The sequence below is a fragment of the Formosa algae genome, assembly GCF_001439665.1.
GTDB classification, from domain to species: Bacteria; Bacteroidota; Bacteroidia; order Flavobacteriales; family Flavobacteriaceae; genus Formosa; species Formosa algae.
On sequence record NZ_LMAK01000082.1, the window covers coordinates 15625 to 32628 of the forward strand.

The window sequence follows — 17004 nt, forward strand, 5'->3', positions numbered from 1 at the left end:
CTAAATTTTGCAATCTAATATTTAATCAAACAAACCTTACTAATTATGAAATTTATACAAAGCAAACCAATTATATATATTAAATCAGTTTTACTAACTGGTCTCGTGTTTCTATTTACTGGATTACACATGGTGCAAGCGCAACAAAACCCTGTTCCAGATCCAGATTTAGGCTTAAGAGCAGACTGGATGCGCGGATCTTTAGGTCTCTTATGGCTTCCAGAAAACAATTATAATGGAAATATAGAAGGCGTTTCAATAGAAGATTTCTTGACTCAAATTCAGCATCTAAAAACAGTAGATTTTGTGCAGGTAGGTTTAGCAAGTCCATATATTTATTCTCCTGTGCATACAGCACCACATCCGCTTTTAGAACGTTTATGGGAAGGCGATCTGGGTCCAGATGGAAAACCTATAAATTTAGTGGTTCCACGTGCATCTGCTCCAGATCCGTTTTTAGGTTGGCTTAAAGCTATAAAAGCGGCTGGATTAAAAACAGAAGTATATGTAAACTCGGCAAATTTACTTGAATGGGAAGCTTTTGGCACACCTATTTCAGAATTTCCAGATTTTTCAGAACGTTGGAAAGCATATTGCGATACAGATCCAACCATGCAAGCTTTTATTGAAAGTCAGCCATACCATAAAGATGGCGTAAATGATGACCGCCGTCCATACATGTTCTGTTATGCAGAATTTGTGCTAAAAGAATATGCTATGCGTTATGGTGATTTAATTGATGCGTGGTGTTTTGATGCGGCTCATGTAAATATGGGTGCAGCTGGCGACGATTATAGTACGGGCGATATAGATACGCAACGCGTGTTTCAAGCTTTTGCCGATGCCTGTCATGCAGGAAATCCAGATGCGGCCATTACGTTTAATAATGGAATTGGGGATCGCGATAGTGACCCTTTTGTGCCATATGTGACACCTTCACTTTTTGAAGATTATAAATTTGGACATCCTTTTGGAGGGGCTGGAAATATGGTTGAACCAAGAGATCCGTTATATACCGTGAATTTTGGTATTTGTGAATATATGCGAGATACTAATGGTCATCCTTATACAAATGACGATATTGATTGGAATGATAATGTTGTCGCACATTTCTTTCCTAAACAAAGTACTACGTCATGGAATGATGGTGGTACACCGTGTTTAACCGATGAGGAATTTGTAGAGTGGAATAATGTAGGATTAATTAACGGAGGAGGAATTACTTGGGGAACTCCTCTGGTAATAACTAATCTTAATAATGCGTCTGCAAATCTAACACTTCAACCTTATGCACTTAGACAATTAGAATTAGTCGATGCCGATTTAAGTGCGAATCAATTTCCAGGAGCACCAAATTGGGCAAGACAATATACTATTTTACCAGATATAATTCTTGGACAAGATTATAGTCATACTTTAATTGAAGGCTCAGATTTTTGGGACCCAGAAAATGTAGGAGTAACCAATGTTTCTATTGTAGATGGTGGAGCTCCAGGTTGGTTAACAATTACAGAAACTGAAGAAGGTGTTTGGACATTAAGCGGCACACCAACAGAAACATCGGCTACAGCATATACTTTTGAACTTAGAGCAGAAGATGCTGATGGAGGAACTAATAGAGAAGTGACTTTAAAAGTAGTAGAAAATCCTAACGGTTTTACAGATCCTGAAGATGGTTCTCCAGTGTGGAAAGAAAGTCCAATGGTTTTAGAAAACACACCTGTTTTAGAATTCTTTGAATATTATTTAGAAGAAGGTGTAGATTTTTATGATTTTGAAGAGGATGATCTTAGCATAATAATAAGTGCCGGAGCAGATTGGCTTAATGTAGAAAAGTTGTCTGAAGGGATTTGGTATTTAAGTGGTACACCAGAATTAGACCATGTAGGAGAAAATACCTTCACACTTACGCTTAATGACGGTACACATACAACCGATAACGAATTACAAATAACCGTAGATCCTTTAGATACTTCAGATGGTGTAGCTGTAGAAGTTAGAGCAACTCCAGTTACTAATTATGGCATAGGAGCAATAGCGACTATGATTTCAGAAACACAAACCGCAACAGATGGATTGGCGACTTATAAAATCTCAATAGATGTAACTCCACCAAGTGATAAAGCTGTAATCTCTGGACTTTCCGGAGGTGTGGCAACGGAATATGCCTGGGGCTTAGGTGATGGGACTGATGAAAATGCCGATGATATTTTTACAGGTAGCGATAACGAATGGGTAAATAGCATAAATAATATTCAAATTATTGAATTTAATTCCAATGGCGGAACACTAACCTTAGACAAAATTTCAACGGCTTTTGAGTCTGTTACTGTTGTAAATGCACAATCTAGAAACGATCGTGTTTCGCTAATAGTAAATGAGGTTAGAACCGATTTGGGAAGATTGTCTTTAACACCAGAAGCTATATACTTAAGTACGTCTACAGGGGTTGAAAATATTCAGGAGTTTGCTATTGGAACTGGAAATGAAGAACTAACAAATAAATGGTCGATAGAAGGGATTAATGTGCTTGTAAAATTTGATGAGTCACTTTCAATTGACGACAATGAGCATTTAGCATTGTCATTCAGATTATATCCAAACCCAGCTACGGATGAAATTTCATTAAACATGCCAATTCGTTCAGCTAGAATTATGGATATCACAGGAAAGGTTGTAAAAGTATATAATTCAGAAACTCAAAACCTAGATGTTTCTCATTTAGCAACAGGTATTTATTTCTTAAAAGGACAAAGTATCGAAGGGGTAACACTTGTTAAAAAGTTTGTTAAGCGTAATTAATTAAAAGGTTTAAATCTAGTAGACTAACAGCTTTTTTTGTTGCTGAAGTGGACCAAATAATATTTTTTTTGTATTTGTTTTATTAGAGTGGTGTTAAGCATATAGCCGGATTTTAAAATCTTTTATAGTCATGAGAATATTCTCAACTGTATTAATTCGGCTTATGCTTTTCATTAAATGAAAATAAATGATTGTGCAAAAAACTAAAATTAAATTTAAAAACAGTTTTTATTGAGGGGGAAAAGAATTTTTTTCCGTTTAAAAGACCGATAGAAAAGACAATTAAAAGGAGTTATTGAAGAAAAAAAAGAATTTATGAAACACTATTTAATTTTCATGTTTACGCTAATCATCATAAGTATGACTAGCGTGGCACAAACCGAATCAGCCGAGAAAGCTGATTTCTACGTGTCTACAAAAGGTTCCGACAGTTGGTCAGGAACGTTGTCTGCTCCAAACGCTAAAGGTTCCGACGGACCTTTCGCTACTTTAGAACGTGCACGCGATGCGGTACGCGATTTAAAAAAGGAGATATCAAAAGATATTACAGTATTTGTTCGAGACGGTGTATATCAATTAAATAAAACAGTTATTTTTGGTTTGGAAGATTCTGGAGAAGGTGAGTCTACAATTACTTATGCAGCCTATCCAGGTGAAACGCCTGTGTTTAGTTCAGGAAAAGAAATTAATGGTTGGAAAAAAGTCACTACGGATATTCCAGAATTACCTACAAAAGCTAAAGGACAAATTTATGTTGCCGATGTTTCCGATTCTTTCAAAACGCTTTATGATGAAGAAGGTATGTTGCCTCGTGCACAATCGGAAGGCATTATTACAGAAGAAGGAAAGAATGGTAGAGATCGTCTTCAGTTTCCTGAAGGATTCCTCAAGAATTGGTCGAATGTAAGCGATGTAGAAATTAAAGTCAGACCACACCATGCTTGGATTGTGAATATGTTGCCTTTAGAATCTGTGAATGAAGAAACTCAAATAGCTACAACATCTATTGAATCTACGTATGCGATGAACGTACTTCATTTTTTAAAAACAACAGATAATTGTTGGGTAGAAAATGTATTAGAAGCTCTAGATGAAGAAGGCGAATGGGTTTTAAATACCAAGGAAGATAAAGTGTATTTATGGCCTAGAAATACGTCGAAAATTGTGGCTCCACAACTTTTAGAACTTATTCGTGTGGAAGGAAAAATAGATATGGCAGGACCTAAAGATGTGCCAGTACGAAACCTTCATTTTAAAGGCTTAACTTTTAAGCATGGTGAACGCTATACCTTAACGACAGACGATAAAGGGTTGCAGCACGACTGGGATATGTTAGATAAAGATAATGCATTAGTTCGTTTTCGTGGTACAGAGAATTGCGTCATAGAGCAATGTCATTTCTTAGATAGTGGTAGTGGAGCCATCCGTGTGGATTTGCATGGAATAGGAAACACAATTTCCGGTAACCATATCGAGCATATGGGAGGCGGCGGAATTTTGTTAGCTGGATACGGACCAGGAACTAAAGATGTAAATAAAAAGAATACGGTTTACAATAATAATATCCATCATGTCGGAGAAATTTATTGGCATTCACCAGGGATTTTCGTTTGGCAAAGTGGAGCAAACAGCATCAAAAATAACTTAATTCATCATACCGATTATACGGGACTTATTTTATCGGGCTGTATGACAGATTTCTTTGCAAAAAACGGAAACGGTAGAGAATTAGTGCGTACGCTTCGTAGAGACGAGATGCCAAAGTTCGAAAAAGGATTAAGTCTGGATGAGGTCTTGCCGTATTTACATACACATGATAATATTGTTGAAAATAACGAAATTCATCATGCTATGAGTCGCTTAGGCGATGGTAACGGGATCTATATTCGTGGCTCAGGTAAGAATAATATTTTTCGCAGAAATTACATTCATCATTTAGTAGCCGATATGATTATGCAAGCGGCACTTCGTACCGATGGTGGACAAACAGGAACCCTAATTACCGAAAATGTAATTTATAAATGTACTTCGCAAGGGATACTGACTAAGCTTGATAATAAAGTAGAAAATAACATCGTAGCCGATATAATTGCGCCACCGCGCGGGTATTATGTATCTGTTAGAGAAGGGCCTTTAACAGGAGCAACTATTAAAAATAACATCTTTTATTCTTTATCTAAAGACGATACGTTTATAGATGAATTACCTCCGGGAAAAGCAGGTAGTTCCGAAGATCGCCGAGGAAGAGCATTAGCGCGTGCTATGGATGCTGATACCGATAATAATATTTATTTCTGCAAACCAGATATTACTAAAGGGAAGGCTCTTATTGAAAAAAATCAGAAGGATGGAATCGATAAAAATAGCCGTGCTGTAGATCCTATGTTTGTCGATCCTGAAAACGGTGATTTTAGATTTAAACCAGGCTCGCCAGCAATTGAAATGGGCATAACGCCTATTGATCTATCTCAGGTAGGATTACGTAAAGAATAATTATAGTTATTAGGTGTATTTAGATTATTAAATACACCTAATTTAAAATATACAAATGATAAAGTTGATTAAGGGTATTCTTATTTGTTTCTCTGTTTTCTTATGTTCCATATCTGGGTTCAGTCAAAAGAAATCAGATGCAATAGAGGTGTTAATCGTTGATGGTTTTAATAATCACAATTGGCAACAAACGACTTTTCTTGTCAGTAAAATACTAACTGAAAGTGGTCTGTTTCACGTGAGTGTTTCTACGGCACCTTCTGAGCCAAGTGTTTCGGAATGGGCAGATTGGAACCCTGATTTTAGTAACTATGATGTGGTTATTCAAAATACAAATAATTATCACAATAGATCCTTAAGATGGCCGAGATCCGTAGAGAAAAACTTAGAAGACTTTGTGAAATCTGGTGGCGGACTTTATATCCTTCATTCCGCTAATAATGCTTTTCCTGATTGGGCAGCTTATAATGAAATGATGGGACCAGGTTGGCGATCTGTAGATGAAGGTATTGCTATTCAAATTGGTGACCATGGAGAACTTATTGAAATCCCTAGCGGTGAAGGAGAAACTACCTTTCATGGTAGAAGAAGTGATGAGGTTATTCATGTTTTAAATAATCATCCCATAAATAAAGGGTTTCCGAAGGCATGGAAAACAGCAGATTTAGAACTTTATAAATATGTACGAGGGTCTATAAAAAATCTAACCGTCTTATCCTATGCGACAGATAAGGAAAGTCAAATTAATTGGCCTGTAGAGTGGGTTGTAAAGTACGGAAAAGGACGTGTCTATAATTCGAGCATGGGACATATATGGAAACGTGAAGTCTATCCAAATGGGTTTCGATGTATCGGATTTCAAACCACTTTAATTAGAACCACAGAATGGTTAGCCACAGGAAAAGTGACAACAAAAGTACCTGATAATTTTCCAACAGCAACAACTATTAGCCTAGCAGACGAGGAGTTAAATCAGGAATAAACTATTTACAACAAGAGCCAAAGATGAAACGAAATAGAATAACCATATTGTTCATAGTGCTGATTAGTAATTGGATTGGATTCGGAGCGATGTTTGCTCAAAACGCCAATTCTAAAGATGGATTTGTAAAACTATTCAATGGAGAAAATTTTGACGGTTGGTACCTAAAACTAAAAAATAACGATCCAGAATTAGCTAAAAGAGTATTTGCTGTCGAGGATGGAATGATACACGTGTATGATGACAGTTGGCCAGAAGCCATAGATCTTAATAAAGGTACAGACGGGACCATTGGAATGATGTATACGAAAAAGGTTTACAAGAACTATCATCTGAAATTTCAATATAAGTGGGGCACAAAAAAAGCAAATTATTTTGATAAGTGGGAGTATGACGCCGGTGTGTATTATCACATCACGGACGATAAAGTTTTCCCTACTGGTATAGAATACCAAATTCAATATGTGCAAACTGAAGACAGAAATGGAACAGGTGATCTTATAAGACCTCCTGGCCAAACTTACGACTGGTATTTCAATCCTGAAAAAGGAGCATACCAATTGCCAGAAAAAGGAGGAGTACTCTATACAGGTCAAGACTCTTATAAAGGAAGAAAATGGTTGCATCGTGCAAAAGCGACATCAAATTTTAATGCGTTAAACGATAAGTGGAATACCTGTGAGATTATAGTAATGGGGAACGCGTATGCCATTCATAAACTGAATGGCGAAGTGGTTAATGTCGCTTTTAATCTTAATCCGAGTGCTGGAATTATCGGATTTCAATCGGAAACAGCAGAAATTTATTATAAAAATATTGAGATAAAAGAGTTTGAAGAGCGTGTGCCAATGGACACGTTTATTTCAGAATAAAACCTTTGAATTGAAGTTGAAATACACTGATTTTAAAAATATGAATCAACCTATGAAACGAAAACTAATTGGACTCCTCATACTAAATTTATGTTTAATTCCTGCATTTGTATTTGGCCAAAATAAACCAAATATCATTATGGTTATTACCGACGATCAGGGTATGGGAGATTTGTCGTGTATGGGAAATCCATACATTAACACACCAAATATAGATGACTTTTATTCTAATGCCGTTCGTTTTACTAATTATCATGTCTCTACAACTTGTGCTCCAAGCCGAGGTGCTTTAATGTCGGGTAGACATTCTAATCGGGTTAATGTGTTTCATACGATCACAGGCCGCTCTTTGCTTTTTGAAGATGAAGTTATTCTACCTCAAGTATTAGCACAAAATGGTTACACAAATGGGATGTTTGGGAAATGGCATTTGGGAGATAATTATCCGTTCCGCCCTGAAGATAGAGGCTTTCATGAAGTGGTTCGCCATGGAGGTGGTGGCATCACTCAAGGACCAGATTATTGGTGGAACGATTATTTTGATGACTCTTATTGGCATAACGGTCAAATTCAAAAATATAACGGTTATTGCACAGATGTGTTCTTTTCTGAAGCCATAACGTTTATAGAAGATAACAAAGACAAGCCCTTTTTCTGTTACATCTCTACCAATGCACCGCATGCACCTTTAAATGTGCCAGAAAAATACTTTAATATGTATAAAGACATCGATGCTATAAATGAAAATGCGCAACGTTTTTATGGGATGATTACCAATATCGATGATAATTTTAAACAGTTAGAACAGAAATTAGACGAATTAAAACTGACAGATAATACCATCTTAATTTTCACTACAGATAATGGCTCTGCTTGGGGCCGTAATGTTTATAATGCCGATTTAAAAGGCGGAAAAGGCAGTGTGTACGATGGTGGTCACCGGGTGCCTTTGTTTATTCGTTGGCCTAACGGAAAACTCACCGGAGGAAAAGATATCGATGCATTAGTGGCGCATTACGATTTGCTACCCACGTTTGTAGATTTATTTGGTTTAGATTTTAATCCTGTAAAACCATTGGATGGAAAGAGTTTAAAACCCTTGATGTATGATGCAGAACCCGATTGGGAAAATCGCATATTGTACATGGATACCCAACGTAAACAAAACCTTTTAAAGTACAGAACGTACACGGTAATGGATGATGATTGGCGATTGATAAATGGCGATGAATTATATAACATCACTGCAGATCGTGGACAAACCAAAAATGTATTCGATCAGTATCCCGAAGTTGCAGGACGTTTGTCTATGGGTTACGAAAATTGGTGGCAATCCATTATGGCAGAGGGACCAAATGAAAGATATGGTTATATAAAAGTAGGATCATCTCAAGAGAATCCAAGCCGAATTTCTGCACACGATATGTTTACAGGGAAGCATAATGGCGCTTGGCATCAAGACGGCGCTTCAAAAGCTGTTCAGGCTAGTGGACGTTGGAAAATTGAATTTGTAGAGGATGGGGATTATACTATTTCGCTTCGCAGATTTCCAAGAGAAAGTGGATTGGCCATAAACGCAACATTTCCCGCTCAAGAAAAAAAAGTAGAATTACATAAGGTGCTTGATGGTAGTGAGAAATCAGATTTTGATAATGCTTATTTGTATGTCGCCAATATAGAGAAAGAAATCAAAATTGAACTCGGACAGGAAGAGGTGACTTTTAAAGGGAAAATACCTGCAGGTAAATACGATATGGAAGCGCAATTAGTAGATAAAGATGGGCGAGTGCATCCAGCGTATTATGTGTACATCGAGAAATTGTAAACTTCCAATTGAAAAAAAAATAATAAATGAAACTATATATCAAATTCATCTGCCTTGTACTTATTACAGTGGTGTGTATTTCAGCAAAAGGAGATCAGACTATTAAGGCATCTTCGTTTTCTAAATCACTTGTTCCTGGGAATTTTATTCTTGAAGCAGAAGAAGGTTGGTGGAATTGGGGTATGGCTCCGATTTACGACGACAATGAAAAGTTACATGTATTTATGTCAACCATTCCAAATAAAGGACGATGGATTTCTGATAGTAAAATTGTACATTTTACGGCAGATCGTCCGGAAGGCCCTTATACATTTGTAGATACCACATTTTCTAGTAATTCGGCGAGTTATCATAATCCGCAGGTTTCAAAAGTAGGAGATACCTATGTGTTAGTGTATTTAATAAAGAAAAAAGGAACACCTAGAATTCAGCAAGAAATAGGCATTGCGACGACAAAATCATTAGACGAACCTTGGGTAGAAAGTCCGCATAATCCCATCATTAAAGCCTCAGGGAAAATGGATGATGCGAATATTATTCACGCTTCTAATCCTACATTTTTAGTCGATGAAAATGGAAAATACAGAATCTATTATAAATCTGTAACAGATAAACATAAGCCACAACAATTCAGAGAAATGTCACTAGCGATTAGTGATGATATTGAAGGACCATACGAAAACTACCAAGAGAATCCATTAATAAGCTATGCAGATAAGGGACGTGATATTGAAGATCCCTACGCATTTTATTATAAAGGCATGTATTATATGATTGTTGAAGATCGTATGGATATTAAAAGTATGCTAGAGGGACATCCGACTCCGATTGATGAATTAAAATTAGGCGGTAACAGACCTGGATTAATCTATACATCAAAAGATGGGGTTAATTGGGGCATACCTGAAATAGGATACCATACCAACACCCATTACTTTAATCAAGAGCTTGCGCGCAGTGAACGGCCAAATATTTTATGGAAAGATGGCAAACCCGAATGTCTTTTTTTAGCTTGTCATGATAAAGATCCTTCAGCAGGTTATTTTTTAAAGATTGAAGGTTGGAATGAATAAAATAAATAATAAAGTTTTAAAATTATGATTAAAAATATAAAGGACTTAAGGTATAGAGTATTGGGTGTTGTGGTAATTTGTGTTCTTCAGTTTAGCTGTCAAAATAAAACGAACAGCGACACAGAAAATTCATCTATAGATTATGTCACGGAAACGGTAGGCGATGTAGACTTCGGAAAAACCAAGATGTCTGATTATACACCGGAAATCAGGGAGAATATGAATCAATTATATGAAGATAAATTTGGTTTGTTTGTTCATTTTGGACCTTATGCCCAACTTGCAGGAGAATGGGAAGGGAAACCTGGAGCTGCTGAATGGATTATGAGGCGAAGTTTTATTCCCGTAACTGAATATGAAAAAGAAGCTGCCAGTAAATTTAAGCCTGAAAAGTTTAATGCTAAAGAATGGGTAGATATCGCTGAAAATGCAGGAATGAAATTTATTGTGCTTACCGCTAAGCATCACGATGGCTTTGCGATGTACAAATCTAAGCATCCTTATAATTTGTATGATTTTGCAGGTTTTAACCGTGATATTTTTAAGGAGTTAGCCGAAGAATGTAAAGAGCGAGATATGAAATTGGGCTTTTATTATTCTCAAGATCAAGATTGGCATGAAAAAGGAGGCGCAGGGAACGATTGGGATTTTGATAGCGTAATAAAACCGGCCGATGAATTTGATGCTTATTTTAGAGAAAAGGCAGTGATGCAGATAAAGGAGTTAACTACGAATTATGACGATATTTTTATGGTGTGGTTCGATACACCTTTTCAAATTACAGACACACAAAGTCAATTGATGATGGATACTGTAAAAGAAAATCAGCCAGGTGCTTTGGTAAATGCACGACTAGGAAATGGTTACGGACATTTTGATGTATCCATAGATAATGGAACGACGCCAAGTGTAAGTAAAGCGACTTGGTTGCCCGATTTAAAAGTGCCGTGGCAAACGCATGAGTCTGTAACAAAAAATGGATGGGGATACACGAATCGCGGTGCAGAATTGGACCGTTCCGACGATTATTCAGATTTTATTTATAGTCTGTGTCGCATCATAGGAAATGGTGGGGTTTACCTTTTAAATGTAGCACCTCGACCTGACGGAACAATCCCAGAATCGCAAGTCAATAGCATCAATGCGATTGGAGATTGGTTAAAAGTTAATGGGGAAGCTATCTACGGCGCCGATCCAAGTCCGCTAAAATTTCCCCCATATGCCATAACAAGTAAGCCAGGGAAAGTCTATTTGCATGTTCAGGACTTAAAAGATAATCAAGTTGAGTTAAAAGGTGTTTTATCAAAAGTTAATAAAGCATATGTTTTGGCAGATTTTTCAAAACGAGCTTTAGATTTTAATCAGAAAGATGAAACCATTAATGTTACAATTCCTAATGAATTAAAACAACCTAGAGTAACGGTTGTGGTATTAGAAATTGCAGATGAGGAGGCTAAAGTTATAGATGAAACCCTTCAGCAAAAAACAGATGGACGTATTGCATTACCGGTTTCAAAATGTGAATTTTCTATTAGACGAATAAGTTACGATTACGATAAACAGGTGACTCATCGTTGGGGAGAAAATGTAAAACAAGGTTTAATTTGGACGGTGAATGTAAAAGAACCAGGAACATTCAAAATTATAAGCGAAGATTCTGGGAACGATGGATTTACGTATACGTTGAGCACGTCTGATGACTCAGTGATACTGAATTCGAAAGGCGTTATTGGAACATTAACTAAAAAAGAACAAGAAGGTCATATAAAAATAGAGAAAGCTGGAGTTCATAAACTGACAGTGTACCCAAAAGTACCAGCATCTAAAGCCACAAAAGGAAGCTATGAGTTTAAAGGCTTAGAACTTATTCCTATAGAAAAATAAATAACAACAAATTACAAAAGACAAATGAAAAAAATATTCACATTAGCACTTCTAGCCATTTGCATATTTGATGGCTTGGCGCAAACAACATCCCTAAAAAATAGTCGACCAAATATTATCTTAGTTATGACGGACGATCAAGGTATGGGAGACTTAGCTTGTATGGGGAATGAAGTTTTAAAAACACCTCATATTGATGCTTTTTACAATGAATCTATGCGCTTCACCGATTTTCAGGTCAGTCCAACTTGTGCGCCAACACGTTCAGCTTTAATGAGTGGTGCGCGTCCTTTTGAAGTTGGGGTAACACATACCATTATGCAACGTGAACGTTTGGCTTTAGATGTGTTTACCATGCCGCAAGCCCTACAGTCTGCTGGATATAAAACAGGACTTTTTGGAAAATGGCATCTGGGAGATGATGAAGCGTATTTGCCTACAAACCGAGGGTTTGATGAGGTACTTATGCATGGTGCGGGAGGTATCGGACAAACAAAATATGGTGATTTTCCTCCCAATGAAGAGAATCTGTATTTTGATAATGTCTTACTTCATAACGATACAATTGTGCAAACTGAAGGGTTTTGTACCGATGTGTTTTTTGATGCCGCCGAAGCTTGGATCAAACAACAAGAGGATGCTAAGCAGCCTTATTTTGCATATATCGCTTTAAATGCGCCACACGCACCATTAGTGGCTCCGGATGCATATAAAAAACGTTTTCTAGATTTAGGATACGATGAAGGCACAGCAGGACGCTATGGTATGATTGAAAATATAGACGATAATTTTGGAGTATTGATGGAAAAATTAGAGGCTTGGGGAGCTCTAGATAATACGCTTGTTATTTTCATGACAGATAATGGGGCCACACATTTAAAAGGCTCTTTAAATGGTGAAAAAATAACCCATTATAATGCTAATCTAAGAGGAAGTAAAAATTCACCTTTTGAAGGCGGAACACATGTGCCAGCATTTTGGTATTGGAAAGGGAAATTAGGAACTGGTGTCGATATTAATGCCTTAACGGCTCATATTGATATGTATCAAACATTCTGTGAATTAGCAGGAGTAAAATTGCCTAAAAAGATGCAAGAATTAAGCGGTCGTTCTTTACTACCGCTTTTAGAAAATCCTAACGTAGCTTGGGAAGATAGAGAACTGTTTATTCATTGCGGACGATGGGCACCTGGAGAACGCGAAGAAGCCAAATTCCAAAAGTCAGCGGTAAGAACGCAAGAGTGGCGTTTCGATAATAATAGTCAGTTATATAACATTCCTAACGATCCATCAGAAACGAATGATGTATCTGCAGCACACCCAGAAGTTATTGCTCGTTTACAAAGTACTTACAATACGTGGTGGGAAAATGTAAAGCCATTAATGGTGAATGAAGGTTTACCAATAGTAGAACCAAAAGATCAGCCATTTGCTAAACGCTATTATAAGCAGTTGGAAACTATTGGTATTCCTGAATGGTCTCCAGAAGAAACAAAATAAAGTTATTTAAGTATATAAACGTCACTAAATTTTGTGTGAATTAGATAACATTATATAGTGAAAAAGCGAGATAAAGTTGTCTCGCTTTTTGCTTTTTTATTAGTAATAATAGTGCTTTTACGACTTAGAATTTAAACCTGTTTTAACTTTTTAATTGAAGTTTAAGTTAACTGTGGTTATAATAATTTGTTCACTTTATACCTGTTTTTATAAAAATCATAAAAAAGTTTCTAAATTTTTTTGAGATATTTTTCATTTGCAATGACCCTAAAATATTTTTAATAAAAAAGATACTATCTATTTGTGAATAATTGTTTTTCAGAATAATAAGTAATTACGGGTATTCTTAAAATAGAACATATTTTAGCTTTGTGAAAATATCAGATTATAACGGACTTTGTTATCATAATAATTTTATCTAAGAGTCTTAATGCATAATTTGTAAATTTGATATATCTTTTGTGAAAATTTCAAAATAATGACATCTCAGAAATCCTACCGTTCAGCATTTATTCTATTAACATTACTTTTTTTTCTTTGGGGATTTATCACAGTTCTTGTTGATTCATTAATACCACGATTACGGGAGTTGTTTACGTTAACTTATTTTCAAGCAGGTTTAGTGCAGTTTGCTTTTTTTGGCGCTTATTTCTTACTCTCTATACCGGCTAGTTATATTCTTTCTAAAATTGGATATAAACGTGGAATTATATTAGGATTGCTAACCATGGCATTAGGGTGTTTGTTATTTTATCCAGCAGCATCTTATCGTATTTTCGGCGTATTTATGTTAGCTTATTTTGTTTTGGCTGCAGGTATGACGGTGTTGCAAGTCGCAGCAAATCCTTTTGTATCGGTTTTGGGACCTGAAGAAAGTGCTTCCAGTCGATTAAATCTTTCTCAAGCTTTTAATTCGTTAGGAACGGCAATTGCTCCGGCAGTTGGTGCTTTGTTTATATTAAGCGATGTGGTAAAAACGAAAACAGAAATTGCACAACTTGAAACGACAGCAAAAGAAGCGTATTTGTCGGCAGAAGCTTCTGCTGTTCAAATGCCTTTTTTAGGTTTAGCCATGTTTATAGGGCTTATTGCTGTAATGTTTTTGTTCGCCAAACTACCTGAAATGATTAGTGAAAAATCTACAGGAAGCTATTTAGATGTGCTCAAAAACAAAAAGGTAATGCAAGGCGTATTAGGCTTGTTTTTTTATGTTGGGGCAGAAGTAGCGATTGGAAGTTATTTGGTAAACTATTTTTTAGATATGAATCTTGTTTCTGTTATTAAGGAAAACGGATTTATGGTTTTTATAGCTGAATCTATTTTGAATTCTGGATTAGCAGATAATGATAGTAAAGCCATTGTAGGTGTTTTTGTAACATTTTATTGGTCTGGTGCCATGATTGGACGATTTGTAGGAGCGTATCTAACCAAAATAATGAAACCAGGAAAAGTGTTAGCTATTTTTGCTACAATTGCAATTAGCTTAATTATAATATCAATTAGTACCGTTGGCTTAGTAAGTATGTGGAGTATTTTAGCTGTTGGGTTATTCAACTCGATTATGTTTCCAACAATATTCACTTTGGCCATAGATGGTATTGGAGCATTAAAACCTAAAGCTTCAGGTTTATTATGTACTGCCATTGTAGGAGGCGCAATTATACCTCCAACATTTGGATTTTTAACAGATCAGATGGCATTTAAAAAAGCATTATTACTAATTGTTTGTTGCTATGCTTACATTGTTTGGTTTGGTTATAAGAATGGAAAGTCTAAAATAAAAATAGCCTAAATATAACGTCTCTTTAGAAAGTTAATCGTTTCTGCATTTTGGTAGAAGTGATTTAAATATAAAAAAAAGAATCTCTTAACATTGATAAAACTGTTAAGAGATTCTTTTTTTAGTTGGGTAAGCTGTTTTTTAGATAGCTGAATTCAATATTTTTTGTTTCACTTCATCTATATAAGATCTTCCAATAACATATCTTAAACCTTCAATTTCTATACTATTGCCTTCCACGGCATCAATTTTATCAATTGCGATAGTGTAAGATCTGTGTATTCTTATAAAATCTCTTGACGGTAAAAGGTTGGTGAAATCTGATAACGTACTATGTATAATAAATTTACCTGAAGTGGTGTTTATTTTTAAATAATCTTTTAAAGATTCAACAATAAGAATTTCGTCCAAGAAAATCTTTTTCATTTTCTTTTTATCTATTTTAATAAAAAGGAAAGGACGCTCATTGGTGTTTTCAAAAGGTGTTTTGTTATTTTTTAGTCTTCTATTTACTTTATTTAAAGCCTTCATAAACCTAGGGAATTCTATCGGCTTAACTAAATAGTCTAAGACATCTAATTCGTAAGTTTCTGCTGCAAATTCTTCGTAAGCAGTGGTTATAATGACCAAAGGCGGATTTTCTAAACTTTTAATAAAATTTATACCGTCTAAAACGGGCATATTAATATCTAAAAAAATGACATCGGGAGTGTTTGTCTTTAAATAATTTAAACAATCTATACCGTTAGTAAATGTCTCTGTTACCTTAAAATCTTCTATTTGATCTAAGTAATTTTTGATAACATTGATTGCTAGAGGCTCATCATCTACAATTAAACATTTTATTTCCATTTTAATTTTTCTTAATTAGTATTAGCTATTAGTTAGGGCTTAGGTATTTTAGGAGACTTTTATCTTAAGCTTGACAGTAAATTTATCTTTGGTTGCTTTAATTTTTAACTTATAATCGTTTTTGTGATACCCCAATGCAAGTCGTTTTTTTACATTTTCTAAACCTATTCCACTAGAGCGGTCAAATCGTTCTTTATGTTCCGTTTTTAATGGCATTGGATTTGAAATTCTAAAATACAGAAAATCTTCCTTAATCGATAGATCAATTTCAATTTTAACGTCTCCAATGTTTTTGTGTACCCCATGTTTAAAGGCATTTTCTATAAATGTTAAGAGCAGTATTGGTGAAATTTCTTTGTCTTCAATATCTCCTGAAATAGACATATCTATTTCTACATTATCATTTAATCTTACACGTTCTAGATCTAAATAATTTTGAATACAAAGAATTTCATTTTCTAAAGATTGTCTTTTATTTTTAGTTTCATAAAGCATGTAACGCATTAGTTCTGCTAGCTTTAATATTATTTTGGGTGTCTTTTTAGAATTTTCTACTGCTAAAGAGTAAATGTTGTTTAACGTATTAAAAAAGAAGTGTGGAGAGATTTGAGTTTTTAAAAATAAGAGTTCGGTTTCTAATTGAGCTTTCTCTAAGTCGGTTACTCTCTTGTGTTCCTTTAAGAAATCTAAAGTGATTTTTATTGAAGTCACAAACGTTATAACATAAAGTTCTCCAAACATCATGTCTACAGTATAGTTTAACGTCAGGTTGCTTATAATCTCTGGACCTTCTGGCCACACACTTTGGCTCACTAAAAAGTACGTTAAATTAAACTTTAAACACACCATTACAAATATGGAACTGAGTAGTAAAATTAAATACATGACGTAGTTTTTCTTAAACGCGAACTTAGGCATCAGTACATAAATGTTTAAGTAGC

General features: G+C 35.4%; 11 protein-coding genes. 9 read left to right on the forward strand and 2 right to left on the reverse strand.

From position 1 onward, the window contains the following. Window positions 1-45 precede the first annotated feature (45 nt). From AST99_RS18085 to AST99_RS18125, 9 genes are all read left to right on the forward strand, one after another. A complete protein-coding gene (locus AST99_RS18085) occupies window positions 46-2802 on the forward strand; it encodes a T9SS type A sorting domain-containing protein (RefSeq protein WP_057784219.1) in 2757 nt (918 codons plus the stop codon). Window positions 2803-3117: 315 nt separating this feature from the next. Then, window positions 3118-5295, forward strand: coding sequence for a right-handed parallel beta-helix repeat-containing protein (locus AST99_RS18090; RefSeq protein WP_057784221.1), 2178 nt, complete (start codon window positions 3118-3120; stop codon window positions 5293-5295). Window positions 5296-5350: 55 nt separating this feature from the next. Further along, a complete protein-coding gene (locus AST99_RS18095; protein ID WP_057784223.1) occupies window positions 5351-6277 on the forward strand; it encodes a ThuA domain-containing protein in 927 nt (308 codons plus the stop codon). A gap of 23 nt (window positions 6278-6300) precedes the next feature. Next, window positions 6301-7149 carry a 3-keto-disaccharide hydrolase gene (locus AST99_RS18100; protein WP_057784225.1) on the forward strand — a complete coding sequence of 283 codons (849 nt, stop codon included), beginning with the start codon at window positions 6301-6303 and terminating at the stop codon, window positions 7147-7149. A 52-nt stretch (window positions 7150-7201) separates the two neighbouring features. Beyond that, window positions 7202-8974: an arylsulfatase gene (locus AST99_RS18105; RefSeq protein WP_198151555.1), complete on the forward strand. Its 1773-nt coding sequence runs from the start codon at window positions 7202-7204 to the stop codon at window positions 8972-8974. Window positions 8975-9000: 26 nt separating this feature from the next. Beyond that, window positions 9001-10047, forward strand: coding sequence for a glycoside hydrolase family protein (locus AST99_RS18110; RefSeq protein ID WP_157486464.1), 1047 nt, complete (start codon window positions 9001-9003; stop codon window positions 10045-10047). Between the two features lie 24 nt (window positions 10048-10071). Further along, the gene (locus tag AST99_RS18115; RefSeq protein ID WP_057784231.1) at window positions 10072-11931 is read left to right on the forward strand and encodes an alpha-L-fucosidase; all 1860 of its coding nucleotides are present in this window, start codon (window positions 10072-10074) and stop codon (window positions 11929-11931) included. Window positions 11932-11955: 24 nt separating this feature from the next. After that, a complete protein-coding gene (locus AST99_RS18120; RefSeq protein ID WP_057784233.1) occupies window positions 11956-13431 on the forward strand; it encodes an arylsulfatase in 1476 nt (491 codons plus the stop codon). Window positions 13432-13909: 478 nt separating this feature from the next. Further along, a complete protein-coding gene (locus AST99_RS18125) occupies window positions 13910-15223 on the forward strand; it encodes a sugar MFS transporter (RefSeq protein ID WP_057784235.1) in 1314 nt (437 codons plus the stop codon). 129 nt (window positions 15224-15352) lie between these two features. Here the strand turns inward: AST99_RS18125 and AST99_RS18130 are convergent, their stop codons facing one another. Both AST99_RS18130 and AST99_RS18135 read right to left on the reverse strand, forming a co-directional pair. Next, window positions 15353-16063 carry a LytR/AlgR family response regulator transcription factor gene (locus tag AST99_RS18130; RefSeq protein ID WP_057784236.1) on the reverse strand — a complete coding sequence of 237 codons (711 nt, stop codon included), beginning with the start codon at window positions 16061-16063 and terminating at the stop codon, window positions 15353-15355. Between the two features lie 48 nt (window positions 16064-16111). Beyond that, entirely contained in the window at window positions 16112-16948 is an 837-nt protein-coding gene (locus AST99_RS18135) for a sensor histidine kinase (protein WP_338044124.1), read from the reverse strand. Window positions 16949-17004 lie beyond the last annotated feature (56 nt).

What these genes read in the sequence shown, in the direction of transcription:
- AST99_RS18110 (WP_157486464.1), top strand. Translation starts at nt 9,001, where the DNA reads ATGAAACTATATATCAAATTCATCTGCCTTGTACTTATTACAGTGGTG.
- AST99_RS18135 (WP_338044124.1), bottom strand. Translation starts at nt 16,948, where the DNA reads ATGTATTTAATTTTACTACTCAGTTCCATATTTGTAATGGTGTGTTTA.
- AST99_RS18100 (WP_057784225.1), top strand. Translation starts at nt 6,301, where the DNA reads ATGAAACGAAATAGAATAACCATATTGTTCATAGTGCTGATTAGTAAT.
- AST99_RS18130 (WP_057784236.1), bottom strand. Translation starts at nt 16,063, where the DNA reads ATGGAAATAAAATGTTTAATTGTAGATGATGAGCCTCTAGCAATCAAT.
- AST99_RS18125 (WP_057784235.1), top strand. Translation starts at nt 13,910, where the DNA reads ATGACATCTCAGAAATCCTACCGTTCAGCATTTATTCTATTAACATTA.
- AST99_RS18085 (WP_057784219.1), top strand. Translation starts at nt 46, where the DNA reads ATGAAATTTATACAAAGCAAACCAATTATATATATTAAATCAGTTTTA.
- AST99_RS18120 (WP_057784233.1), top strand. Translation starts at nt 11,956, where the DNA reads ATGAAAAAAATATTCACATTAGCACTTCTAGCCATTTGCATATTTGAT.
- AST99_RS18105 (WP_198151555.1), top strand. Translation starts at nt 7,202, where the DNA reads ATGAAACGAAAACTAATTGGACTCCTCATACTAAATTTATGTTTAATT.
- AST99_RS18095 (WP_057784223.1), top strand. Translation starts at nt 5,351, where the DNA reads ATGATAAAGTTGATTAAGGGTATTCTTATTTGTTTCTCTGTTTTCTTA.
- AST99_RS18115 (WP_057784231.1), top strand. Translation starts at nt 10,072, where the DNA reads ATGATTAAAAATATAAAGGACTTAAGGTATAGAGTATTGGGTGTTGTG.
- AST99_RS18090 (WP_057784221.1), top strand. Translation starts at nt 3,118, where the DNA reads ATGAAACACTATTTAATTTTCATGTTTACGCTAATCATCATAAGTATG.